This is a genomic window from Wenyingzhuangia aestuarii (genome assembly GCF_011927765.1).
GTDB lineage: Bacteria > Bacteroidota > Bacteroidia > Flavobacteriales > Flavobacteriaceae > Wenyingzhuangia > Wenyingzhuangia aestuarii.
On the sequence record NZ_JAATJG010000003.1, the window covers coordinates 86,438 to 99,089 of the forward strand.

8 protein-coding genes are annotated in these 12,652 nt (G+C 33.2%); 4 read left to right on the plus strand and 4 right to left on the minus strand.

Features of this window, described 5'->3' with window-relative positions; translation table 11 throughout:
• The first annotated feature begins 39 nt into the window (after positions 1-39).
• Genes GGR97_RS03850 through GGR97_RS03860 form a run of 3 tightly spaced genes read left to right on the plus strand, consistent with a single transcriptional unit; the run spans position 40 to position 4,242 of the window.
• The gene (locus GGR97_RS03850; protein WP_167897130.1) at positions 40-1,539 is read left to right on the plus strand and encodes an ankyrin repeat domain-containing protein; all 1,500 of its coding nucleotides are present in this window, start codon (positions 40-42) and stop codon (positions 1,537-1,539) included.
• Between the two features lie 11 nt (positions 1,540-1,550).
• On the plus strand, positions 1,551-2,042 hold the full coding sequence (locus GGR97_RS03855) for a DUF2271 domain-containing protein (protein WP_167897132.1): 492 nt from the start codon (positions 1,551-1,553) through the stop codon (positions 2,040-2,042).
• A gap of 7 nt (positions 2,043-2,049) precedes the next feature.
• Positions 2,050-4,242 carry a PepSY domain-containing protein gene (locus tag GGR97_RS03860; RefSeq protein ID WP_167897134.1) on the plus strand — a complete coding sequence of 731 codons (2,193 nt, stop codon included), beginning with the start codon at positions 2,050-2,052 and terminating at the stop codon, positions 4,240-4,242.
• 66 nt (positions 4,243-4,308) lie between these two features.
• Here the strand turns inward: GGR97_RS03860 and gpmI are convergent, their stop codons facing one another.
• Positions 4,309-5,826 carry a 2,3-bisphosphoglycerate-independent phosphoglycerate mutase gene (gpmI, locus tag GGR97_RS03865; RefSeq protein ID WP_167897136.1) on the minus strand — a complete coding sequence of 506 codons (1,518 nt, stop codon included), beginning with the start codon at positions 5,824-5,826 and terminating at the stop codon, positions 4,309-4,311.
• 330 nt (positions 5,827-6,156) lie between these two features.
• Between gpmI and acs the strand changes: the two genes are divergently transcribed.
• Positions 6,157-8,055, plus strand: a complete 1,899-nt coding sequence (gene acs, locus GGR97_RS03870; protein ID WP_167897138.1) for an acetate--CoA ligase — start codon at positions 6,157-6,159, stop codon at positions 8,053-8,055.
• Between the two features lie 131 nt (positions 8,056-8,186).
• On the opposite strand, the gene GGR97_RS15380 is transcribed toward acs, so the two are convergent.
• From GGR97_RS15380 to GGR97_RS03885, 3 genes are all read right to left on the minus strand, one after another.
• Positions 8,187-10,361 (minus strand): T9SS type A sorting domain-containing protein, encoded by a 2,175-nt coding sequence (locus tag GGR97_RS15380; RefSeq protein ID WP_167897140.1) that lies wholly within the window; start codon positions 10,359-10,361, stop codon positions 8,187-8,189.
• A 108-nt stretch (positions 10,362-10,469) separates the two neighbouring features.
• Positions 10,470-11,444, minus strand: a complete 975-nt coding sequence (locus GGR97_RS03880; protein ID WP_167897143.1) for a LamG domain-containing protein — start codon at positions 11,442-11,444, stop codon at positions 10,470-10,472.
• Between the two features lie 168 nt (positions 11,445-11,612).
• Positions 11,613-12,635, minus strand: a complete 1,023-nt coding sequence (locus GGR97_RS03885) for a UDP-glucose--hexose-1-phosphate uridylyltransferase (protein WP_167897144.1) — start codon at positions 12,633-12,635, stop codon at positions 11,613-11,615.
• Positions 12,636-12,652: the final 17 nt, after the last annotated feature.

Consider the following 12,652-nt stretch of genomic DNA (forward strand, 5'->3'; position numbering starts at 1 on the left):
TTTAAAATTCAGAAAGGGACTTTCCTAATAAAACACAAAATGAAAAAAATAATCACGCTTTTATTGCTTGCACTTCCGTTGTTAACTTTTGCCCAAAGACCGCAGCAGGAGGATAGTAATATTTTTCACAACTATGAATTTTGGAAGAAGCAGCCAAGTCTTTCTCTAATAAAAGAAAAAATTAAAGAAGGTCACAGTGCTGTAAAACAAAATAGAGCTGCTTTTGATGCAACCAGCTATGCTATTATGACCAAAAACCCTACAGCTACAATAGAATATTTATTGTCTTTACCAGGTAACAATGTAAACAAGTCTACACACGATAACAGAAGCTACTTAATGTGGTCTGGATATGCTGGAGATATTGAGGTAATGAAATTGTTACTTAGCAAAGGAGCAGATACCAAAGTAGTAGGAAGCCACGGTTTTAACTGGTTTACATTTACCGTAAATACTGGTCACGAAAACACAGCAATTTACGACTTAATGGCTGCTAATGGAGTTGATTTAAAAGAAACCAACCGAGCTGGTGCCAATGCTATTTTATTATTAGCTGCACATAGTAAAGACGGTAAAATTCTAAATTACTTTGAGCAAAAAGGATTAGACATTAAAGCAACAGACAAACAAGGAAACAACTTGTTATTTTATGCTGCACAACGTGGAAATTTAGAATTGATAAAGAAATACATCGCTAAAGGATTTGACTACAAAAAAACGAATACGGAAGGAGAAAACATTGTGCTTTTTGCAAGTCATGGAGCAAGAGGTTACAGCAATTCTCTAGAAGTCTATCAGTATTTTGATTCTTTAGGGTTAGATTTTACTTTGGCAAATAAAAAAGGACAAAACGCATTGCATTACATTGCTAGAGGTACTAAAGATGCAGCTGTACTAGCTTATTTCATTAAAAAAGGAGCAAATCCACATCAAAAAGACGAAAATGGAAACACTCCATTTTTAAATGCAGTACAAGGAAATAATGAAATGGTGGTAAAACAATTATTGCCTAATGTAAAAGACATCAACCACAAAAACAACGAAGGTTTTACAGCTATTACCCTTGCTACACAACGTGTAAACGTAACTCTTTTTACTACTTTAAAAGAAAAGGGAGCAAATGTAAATGTTGTAGATGCTGATGGAAACAATTTATTCTATCACCTATTTAATGCTTACAACAGAAGAAGTGCTAAAGGGTTTGATGCTTTTGCTACTGCTTTAGAAAACGCAAATGTTTCTTCTAAAAACGCTTCTAAAAACACAACCTTGTTACACGTTGCTATAGAAAAAGGAGAAAGAAAACTAATTCAGAAAGCCATGGAATTAGGGATCGGTATCAACCAAAAAAATAGTGATGGTTTAACACCTTTACACATTGCAGCCATGAAAGCAAAGGATGTAAAATTGTTACAAATGTTACTACACAAAGGAGCTGATAAAGCTATAAAAACAGATTTTGACGAAAGTGTATACGATTTGGCAAAAGAAAACGAATTGCTAAACAAGTCAGACATCAACTTTTTAAAACAATCTTAATTTAAATTCTCATGAAAATTTACAACTATTTATTTGTAGTTATTTGCCTATCCTTAATGGCATTTACTACCTTAAAAAATGCAGAACCTACACAAAAATACAAGTGCATGGTTCAGTTAAAAAATTATGAAGGAGAAGGTGCTTATGTAATTGTATCTGTAGTAGATAAAGATGACAATTATGTAAAGACATTACGTATTTTAGGAGATGATGAAAAATGGTACCCAGATTTACCAAAATGGTGGAACTTTTTTGAAAAAGCAAAAGAACCAGATACCGATGCTATTACAGGAGCTACCATTGCAGGTGGAGAACGTTCTTTATTTGTATTTAACTTAAATCCAAACGATTTAAACAACGGTAACAAACTTAGATTTGAAACTGCTGTAGAACATCAAGAACATTATTTAAAGGATCTAGAAGTTTCTTTAAATACAGAAAATTTAAAAAACAAATACGAAGGAACAGGATACATTCGTTACGTTAGAATTTTACCAAACTAATTAGCACATGCTTCACAAAATTTGGAGATACAGTCATTTTTACCTGACTGTATCTTCTTCTTTATTTTTACTTTTGGCTGCCGTTACGGGGGCTTTTTTGGCTTTTAAACCCATACAAGACAAACTACAACCTTTTTACATTCATCAGGCTGAAGATGTTATTTTGTCCACATTAGTAGACACGCTAACTCACAAATACGATGAAGTTTTAGATGTAGAAATAGACAACAACTATTTTGTAAAAGCTAGCGTTTTTGGTACAGAGGCAGAAGGTCAATTTTACATCAATCCTTTTGATGGAAATAAATTAGCAGATTTACCAAAGTCCAATGCTTTTTTTGAATCTATCACCAATTTTCATAGATCCTTATTTTTAAAAACACCTGGTAGAATTTTTGTAGGAATTACTTCTTTTCTACTTTTTTTAATAGCCATTACAGGTTTGTTATTGGCCATTAAAAGACAAGGTGGTTTTATTCAACTTTGCTCCAAAATTGTAAACGATAAATCTATACAATACAATCACGTAGCTCTAGGTAGATTGTTACTAATTCCTATTGTAATTGTTGCTTTTACAGGTACGTATTTGTCTATGGAAAAACTGTCTTTACTTCCTAAAACCAAGGCTTCTGTAAACACATACAATCCTAATAACACTCACAACATTCCTTTTTCTGAGTTTGCTATTTTTAAAAACACCAAGATTAAAGAAATTACCAAATTAGAATTTCCCTTTTCTACAGATGAGGAAGATTATTTTACACTCAGTTTAAAAGATAGAGAACTTAAAATCCATCAAAAAACAGGAGAAATAGTTAAAGAAACTCGTTATCCTTTTGTTCAAATTCTATCCATCTTAAGTTTTAACTTACACACAGGAACCGGAAGTATTCTTTGGTCTATTGTTTTATTAATAAGCTCTGTTGGAATTTTGTACTTTATGTATTCTGGAGCCATGATATCTTATTATAGAATCCGATCTAAAACCAAAAATAAATTTACAGCTCAACAGGCAGAATTCATCATTTTAGTAGGATCGGAAAACGGAGGCACCAAAAGATTAGGAAAAGTATTACAGCAAGCATTGCTAAAAGCAAACCAAAAAGTATTTGTAGATGATTTAAATAATTATCAAAACTATCCTCAATTAAAACAATTACTAATTTTAACCTCTACCTACGGACAAGGAGAACCACCAAGTAATGCCAATTTATTTTTAAACAAACTACAACAAACTAAAATCAGCACTCCTTTTGAATGTCATGTCATTGGTTTTGGTTCTTTTTCTTATCCTAAGTTTTGCGAATTTGCTAAAGAAATTCATGCACAAGCCACTATACAACCTAACATTCATGTAACTGAAAAAACTCCGTTGTTAATTCACAATCAGAATTACCAACAGTTTAGAGATTGGACACAACAATGGGCAAAATCTAATCATTTAAACCTATCCATTCCACAAGAACTCTCAACCAAAAAACAAAAAGAAATTGCTTTTAAAGTGACGGATAAAATCAACATAAAAGATACTTATGACGAAACCTTTACTTTAAGTTTAACTCCTACCAAAAGAAAACGATTTGTAGCTGGTGATTTGCTAAGTATTACACCTCCACAAGAAAGCACAGAGCGCTTGTATTCCATTGGAACAAATTCTAAAGGTGATATGCTATTAAGCATTAAAAAACACGATTATGGAGTTTGTTCTAACTATTTAAATAACTTAAACATAAACGATACGTTAAAAGCGAGCATTCAACAAAACAAAGAATTCCATTTTCCTAAAAAAGCTACTAGTGTTACTTTAATTGCTAACGGAACAGGAATTGCTCCTTTCTTAGGAATGATCCATCAAAAAACAAAGGCAAACATTACCTTGTATTGGGGAACTAGAACAAAAACCTCAACAACACTTTACCATTCGTTTATAGCAGAAGCCAAACAAAAAGGAACACTGCATCAATTTAACTTGGCATTTTCTAAAGAAGTACATCCGTTTAATTATGTACAAGATTTGTTAGTAAAAGATGAAATCACCATTGCCCATAAACTTAAAAATGGAGATGTATTTATGCTCTGTGGTTCTATCGCTATGAGAAATGCTGTCTTTATTCAGTTAGAAAAAATCTGCATCAAACACCAATTAAACTCTTTTGATATTTACAAAAACAACGGACAAATTTTAACCGATTGTTATTAATTTTAAAACCAAAAAAGCTCAACAGAATCTGTTGAGCTTTTTTACTAAAATCTATTTTTTAATTCCTTAAACCAATGGGAATCTTGTCATTTCTTCGGGTTGATCTACACCAATCAATTTTAAAATAGTTGGAGCTACATCCCCTAAAACTCCATCTTTAATTTCTTTAATGTCGTTATCCACTAAAATCATAGGAACTGGGTTAGTAGTATGTGCTGTGTTTGGAGATCCATCAGGATTCATCATTACCTCACAGTTACCATGATCGGCAATTACCAACGTAGAATATCCGTTTTCTAAACCTGTTTCAATAACCGCTTTTGCACAAGCATCTACCGCTTCACAAGCTTTAATAGCAGCATCCATCATTCCAGTATGTCCTACCATATCACCGTTAGCAAAATTTAAACAAACAAAATCTGCTTCCCCTTTCTTTAAATCCTCACACAAAGCATCTTTTAATTCGTAAGCACTCATTTCTGGCTTTAAATCATACGTAGCTACTTTAGGTGAATCTCTTAAAATCCTAGACTCTCCTTCAAAAGGATCTTCTTGCCCCCCTGAGAAAAAGAACGTTACGTGTGGGTACTTTTCAGTTTCCGCAATACGTATTTGTTTTTTACCTGCAGCAGATAACACCTCTCCAATGGTATTCTTAATATTATCGTTGTTGTAAATTACATTAATTCCTTTAAACGTTTCATCGTATAAAGTAATGGTGGTGTAATACAAGTCTAATTTTTTAGTGTTGTATTCTGCAAAATCGTTTTGAGACAACATGTTTGTTAACTCTCTACCTCTATCAGTTCTGTAGTTAAAGAACAACACTACATCTCCCTCTTCTATTTTTGCTTTTGGAGTTCCATCAGCATTGGTCATAATTACAGGCTCTAAAAACTCATCGGTAACACCCGCTGCATAGTTTGCATTTAAACTAGCAATTGCATCGGTAGATTTTGTTCCTTCAGCATTTACCACAGCGTTGTAAGCTTTGGCAACACGTTCCCAACGGTTATCTCTATCCATAGCAAAGTAACGACCAGTCATAGAGGCTAACTCACCCGTAGTTTTAGCCATATATTCTTGAATATCGCTAATAAAACCAGCTCCAGATTTTGGATCTGTATCTCTACCATCTGTAAAAGCGTGTAAAAATAAATCTTCTACCCCGTTTTCTTTCGCTACATCTAACAACCCTTTAATATGATCAATGTGAGCGTGAATTCCCCCATTAGAAACCAATCCTAATAAGTGAACTTTTTTATTATTTTCTTTGGCATATTTATAAGTATCAACCAACACTTTTTCTTGCCCTAACGTTTTTTCTCTAACTGCAATGTTAATCCTAGTTAAGTTCTGATATACAATTCTACCAGCCCCTAAATTCATGTGTCCTACCTCAGAATTCCCCATTTGCCCATCTGGCAAACCAACATATTCCCCATCTGTACGTAAAGTTGCGTTTGGATATTTGTTGTATAAAGAATCAATATATGATGTATTTGCATTAAAAACTGCTGATACTTTTGGATCTTGAGTTACTCCCCACCCATCAAGAATCATTAAGATTACTTTTTTGTTCATTGTAGTTGAATTTTAATTCTGTAACAAATATAAACAGAAGCAATCATTAACAAAGGCTAAAACACTAAGAAACAATGAAAAGGTTTTCGGAGGCAAAACCCCTTATTTTACAACTCCTCTATCTTTATTTCTAGGGTGCTCCCAAAGGTCGGGCTTTCACTACTCGCTTTTTGTTTGGCATTATTTTTAAAACAGATAAAAACCAAACAAAAGAGCTCAAACAGGCCGTTCAATCCCTAGCACATTTTAAAAAAATATCACAACAAAAAAATGTTTTTGATATTGATTTAATAACCATTAAATTCATAAACCAAAAATATCGCAATAAAAATGAAAATTAAATCATATCGTCAATACAAAGAAGACTACAAACAAAGTATTCAAAACCCTGAAATATTTTGGGGAGAAATTGCCAAAAATTTTGTCTGGAGAAAAAAATGGGACAAGGTTTTAGAATCAGATTTTACCACACCTGAAACAAAATGGTTTATAGGCGGAAAGCTAAATATTACCGAAAATTGTTTAGATAGACATTTAGAAAAACAAGGAAACAAAACAGCTATTATTTGGGAACCTAACAATCCTAAAGAAGAATCTAGACACATTACCTACAGACAACTATACCATAAAGTTTCTGCTTTTGCCAACGTGTTAAAAAACAAAGGAATTAAAAAAGGAGACAGAGTTTGTTTGTACATGCCTATGATTCCTGAATTAGCCATTGCCATGCTAGCTTGTGCTAGAATTGGTGCTGTACATTCTATTGTATTTGCAGGATTTTCTGCATCTGCTTTGGCAAGTAGAATTAACGATTCTGATTGTAAATTATTAATTACAGCCAACGAAGTTTACAGAGGTACAAAACCCATCAATTTAAAAGCAGTTTGCGATGAAGCCTTAGAAAAAACTCCTGGTATTGAAAGTGTAATTGTATACAGAAGAACTGTAGAGCCCACTGCAATGAAAGAAGGTAGAGATACTTTTTGGTTTGACGAATTGCAAAAAATAGAAAACGATTACTGCCCTGCAGAAGATATGGATAGTGAAGATATGCTCTTTATATTATACACCTCTGGTTCTACAGGAACTCCAAAAGGAATGGTTCACACTTGTGGAGGATACATGGTAGGAAGTACCTATACCTTCCAAAATGTTTTTCAGGCAAAGAAAAACGATGTGTATTGGTGTACTGCCGATATTGGTTGGATTACAGGACATTCTTACATTATTTATGGACCTTTAGCTAGCGGAGCCACTACGGTCATGTTTGAAGGAATTCCATCTTACCCAGATTACGGACGTTTTTGGGAAATTATAGACAAATTAAAAGTAACACACTTTTATACCGCTCCAACTGCTATTAGAGCTTTGGCTAAACAACCTTTACACTTGGTAGAAAAACACAAACTAACCAGTTTAAAAGTACTAGGATCTGTAGGGGAACCTATTAACGAAGAAGCTTGGCACTGGTACAACGACAATATTGGAAAAGGAACTTGTCCTATTGTAGATACTTGGTGGCAAACAGAAACAGGAGCTATTATGATTGCTGCCATGGCAGGTATCACACCTTTACGTCCAACCTTTGCTACACAACCACTCCCTGGAGTACAACCGGTATTGTTAGACCCTACAGGAAAAGAACTTACTGATTCTCCTGCAGAAGGTAGTTTAGCTATTAAAGGAGCTTGGCCAAGTATGGCTAGAACCATTTATGGAAACCATCAACGTTACAAAGAAACTTATTTTTCTGCATTCCCAGGTCACTACTTTACAGGAGATGGTGCCTACCGTGATGCTATGGGGAACTATAGAATTACTGGACGTATGGATGATGTAATTATTGTTTCTGGACACAACTTAGGAACCGCTCCAATAGAAAATGCCATTAACGAACATGAAGCTATTGTAGAGTGTGCTATTGTTGGTTTTCCGCACGACATTAAAGGAAATGCTCTGTATGCTTATGTAACAAAGTACAACGATGTTACAACAGATGAAGAGGTTTTACGTAAAGAAATTAACAAAGTAATTACCAAAACCATTGGAGCTATTGCCAAAATGGATAAAATTCAGTTTGTTAGCGGTTTACCAAAAACACGTTCTGGAAAAATTATGAGACGTATTCTAAGAAAAATTGCTTCTAACGATGCAGAAAACTTAGGAGATATTTCTACATTACTAAACCCAGAGGTTGTAGAAGAAATTAAGAAAAATGTGATTTTATAAAACACTCCTTAACCAATTAAAGATGTAGTTAATTTTAGATACATATCTACATCTTATAAAAATAGATAAGCACCTAAAATTAAAAAGCCCAATACATTAACGTATTGGGCTTTTTAATTTTATATTTTTAGTTATTGTATTACAAATTTAGATTCTCCTATTTTTTTACTTCCATCTTGTAGAACCAATAAATAAACTCCTTTGTCAAATAAGTTTACAGGAATACTAGTTTGACTATGTTTCATTGATTGTTTTATTAACAAACTACCTGAAACATTATAAATAGAAGCTATTGGATTTTTTAATTTTGCTGGTATAGTCATATTTAACATTCCATCTTTTACTGGGTTTGGAGAAATCAATAGCGTTTTTGTATCTGATGCAGTAACATCATTCACAGACAATGTTCTAATATCTGAACTAAAATTAAATACTTGCATAATTACACTACTTACATGTCCGCTAGAGTCTGGGAATTCAACAGAAACGGTATTGTTTGTAGTTAACAAATCATACGAGACAGGTATTTCTATAGTCCCAAAAAACCTCCCTTTATCTGCCTGATCGTAACCTCTCCAATCATCTGGCACAACCACTTCTGTATTATTTACTTTTACGATTGGTTTTAAAGACTTACCATGATCTCTACCTAGTCCTAACCTCAACACAGCCTCTCCATATGTATCCGATTTAACTACATTATTAACAGCAAACAAAATAGGTTGAGAAGCAACTATAGGCTGTAAACAACTGTCTGCATAATATTTTTCTTCGGTAGAAGTCTCATCAATGGTAAGGGAATTTGCAAAGGTATACTCTAAAATCATTGTAGATCCAGCTCCTAATTGGACTGTAGAAATTGAAGATGAAAAAGTCTCCTCTTCTATTACAACGTTATTACTAGAAAGGGTTAAATGTCTTTTTAAAATATTTGTAATACTGCTATCATATTTTTCAAAAACATCTAAAGTAATTTCAGTTTCCTCAGATTCTAAATTATTTAAAATTAAATATCCTTTGTTTCCATCAACATACGCATCTACCTGTATGTCTAAATCCGTAGATTTTGTGTCAATTCTAGTTCCTTTTACGTTTTTCCATAAATCGTAAAACTTAACTCTATCTGTGTATACCCATTCTCCTGTATAACTTTCTGGCTCATTAGCCTTACGCATTAATCTAGCCGGATAAGGTAAATTTTTATCTGTATTAAAACCCCATTCTGCTTTTACAATTGTAAATGGAATTGCCATAGCTATATCTTCTGGTCTTTCCATAAAAGACATCATTAATGAGTTTTGAGCCCTTACAAACAACCAATCTCTGTAAGAAGACCAACCTTCATTTCTAAAATCGTGTGTTTGAGCCCCATATTCTGAAATTACATAAGGTTTTTTATGTCCCAACTTTAACATACTATAATGGTCATGCATATCAAAAGTTGCCTCTACGTTACTCCCAGATCGTATATCTTCTTTTCCTCCTATTACAGGAAAATCATACAAATGCCAAGACCAAAAATCCATTTTTTCACCCGCAACATCTATAAATAATTTATCTCTATTTATCCATCTTTGAAAATCACCCGTTTCAAAATCTGGAAATGCTGCTGTGTATCCTCCTATTTTTAAATTTGGATTTTGTACTTTAATAGCATCTGCTACCTCTACATGAAAATCTGCTATCTCTTGTAATGAGTTTGTAAAATTTTTCTTTCCTCCAAGAGCTTCATATGCTGGTTCATTAATTACTTCTATCCAACTAGGTACAGGCTCTCCATTATCTCCATAAAATTCATTAAAATAACGTCCCATATATTCTCCAGTTGCAGTTGGACTTGCCAATTTCCAACCTGTACCTTTAGTAGCTATTTGACTTTCACCTGTCCAAAACGGATGTAATTGTGCTGCGACTACATGATTGCTTTTTCTATTTTCATATACATGTAAATGCGTTTTAGAAGCATAATTATTTCTAGTGTTTATACCTTTTGATATTATGTTAGAAGGATTTGCAAAACCAGGTCTAGAAGCATCTTCTTGCATATTATTTAAATTCCAAGTAATCCCTCCTGTATCTCTTCCTAAATATACATCAAAGCCATTTAAAAAATGATCTCTTAAATCTGATGTAAAATTATCACCATCCCACTCATTTTCAATTTGATTTGCATGAATTGTGATATACTTTGTTCTATCAAATTCAGATATCCCACCAACAACGTGTTTTACATTTAAATTAACAGAAACTTTAGCTTGACTATTTACCTCTTGAGAAGCAGATAGCATTACTAAAATAAAACTCACACTAAGTTTTTTATATACAGATTTAACCCTCATAATTCGTTTTTTATTTATAAAAATTAAACACTCCTAAAAGATAGTTGCCCTTGTAATAGTTAATGCTAAAAGAATTTATTTTGAAACTAATTTCCAAGTTCGTACCCAATCTACTCGCATTGTATTCACAGTATCATCTAACAATTCTTCTTTTTTAGGCAAACCTCCTACCCAAGCAGAATCTTGTGTCCATAAATCCCAAATTAAAAATTGCTCTAACGTAAATGGTTGTTTTGTTGTTACTTTTCCAGAAGGTTCTCCGTCTAAATAAAACTGAACCGTATATGCATCTTTCCACCAAGCACCTACTACGTGATAAGCTTCGTTCCACTTAACTCCTCTCAAGGTATTTCCTTCTGACAAATCTTTATTGCTTGAATTTCCTTTAGCTCTTTCGGTAACTCCATCTTTCACTATAAAGTACTGAGAATTCATTTGCCATGGATATGCATCTAAATCAAAACTATTAGTTGCTTCTGCTGATGGATTTGAATTGTTTTCTATAATATCAATTTCATCTCTATCATTACTATTTCCGTTATTTAACCAAAACGTATTAAAAGCAGATATATGAGCTGTTTTAATACTACATTCTGTATACATTGGAAATTTAATAGAAGTTTTAGATCGTACTCTTGAAGTTTCAAACCATTGATCTTCACTTGTAGAATCTAAAGTGGCTTTTATCCACAAATTTCCATCTGTTACTCCTGAATTTTTATTTAGCATATTTACAGGAGTACCTCCGTAATTCCAATTTGTTTTTGTCCATTTATCACTATTCCAAGTTTCAAACTCATCAGACAAAGCTTCTACCTTTTCCCAAACCATTCCTTCAGGTGTGTTATCATCAAAAGATACAAATGTTGGATAATTTACATCTGCCTTAGTTACATCTATTACTTTAACCTCTACTTTAGGTTCTTCTTCTTTTGATTCTTCTGCAGGTGGTGGTATAAAATCTGCAGAATCACTTGCACAACTTCCTACTGCTATAAATACAGAAAACAACAATACTGATGTTTTTTTCCAAAAATTAGCTCTCCTCATATTTCTTTAATTTTTAAGTGTTCTAAAATTAAATCATAAAAAGCGTTAAAGAAGTAACGTATGTTGAATTCAATACAACAAACACATCGTCTAGCTAATATCTAGTTATGTAAAAACAAAAAAGAGGCTACACTTGCGTATAGCCTCTTTTTCTAAACCTTAAATTTACTATAGTAAATCTCTTAATCTTTGTGCTGCACCTTCTGCAGTAATATCACGCTGTGGAGTACCAAACATTTCGTAACCAACCATAAATTTCTTAACCGTTGCACTTCTTAATAAAGGTGGGTAAAAACTCATGTGCCAGTGCCAGTGAGCATTGTCTTGTCCATCTGTTGGAGCTTGATGAATACCACTAGAATATGGGAAAGAAGTGTTAAACAAAGCATCGTATGCTTTTGTTAATACAGAAATAGCTTCTGCATATAATACAGCTTCTTCTTCTGTCATATCCAGAATGCTGTTTTGTTGTTTTTTAGGAGCAATCATAGCTTCAAAAGGCCAAACTGCCCAAAAAGGAATTAAAACAACAAAGGCATCGTTTTCAAAAATAATACGCTCTCTATCTCCGTTTAATTCTTGTGCTAAATAATCACCTAACAAACTAGATTTTTTATCTGCAAAGTATGCTTTTTGAGTATTATCTTTTTTAAACACTTCGTTTGGTAAACTAGATTGAGACCAAATTTGTCCGTGTGGATGTGGATTACTACATCCCATTACAGCTCCTTTGTTTTCAAAAATTTGTACATAGTTAATAGCCTCGTTAGACCCTATTTCTTTGTACTCTCTTTGCCAAGTTTTTACTACTTCTGTAATTCCTGGAACATCCATATCTGCCAAACTCTTAGAGTGATCTGGACTAAAGCAAATTACTTTACAAATACCTGTTTCGCTTTGTGCTTGTAACAAACCATCGTTTACTTCAAAAGAAGGTGAATCGCTTTGTAAAGCTGCAAAATCATTGGTAAAAACATACGTTCCTGTATATTTAGGATTTACATCTCCACTAATTCTTGTGTTTCCTGCACATAAATAACAAGACTCATCGTATGCTGGTCTCTTTTCGTTATTAACTGCTTCATTCTGACCTTGCCAAGGACGTTTAGATCTGTGAGGAGATACTAAAACCCACTCTCCTGTTAAGATATTAAACCTCTTATGTGAATAATCTTCTAAATTCTTATCCATGTTATTTGTTATTTATT

Bases quoted from the DNA above. Each gene is read 5' to 3' on its own strand.
- GGR97_RS03850 (WP_167897130.1), top strand. From the start codon at position 40: ATGAAAAAAATAATCACGCTTTTATTGCTTGCACTTCCGTTGTTAACT.
- GGR97_RS03855 (WP_167897132.1), top strand. From the start codon at position 1,551: ATGAAAATTTACAACTATTTATTTGTAGTTATTTGCCTATCCTTAATG.
- GGR97_RS03860 (WP_167897134.1), top strand. From the start codon at position 2,050: ATGCTTCACAAAATTTGGAGATACAGTCATTTTTACCTGACTGTATCT.
- gpmI (WP_167897136.1), bottom strand. From the start codon at position 5,826: ATGAACAAAAAAGTAATCTTAATGATTCTTGATGGGTGGGGAGTAACT.
- acs (WP_167897138.1), top strand. From the start codon at position 6,157: ATGAAAATTAAATCATATCGTCAATACAAAGAAGACTACAAACAAAGT.
- GGR97_RS03880 (WP_167897143.1), bottom strand. From the start codon at position 11,444: ATGAGGAGAGCTAATTTTTGGAAAAAAACATCAGTATTGTTGTTTTCT.
- GGR97_RS03885 (WP_167897144.1), bottom strand. From the start codon at position 12,635: ATGGATAAGAATTTAGAAGATTATTCACATAAGAGGTTTAATATCTTA.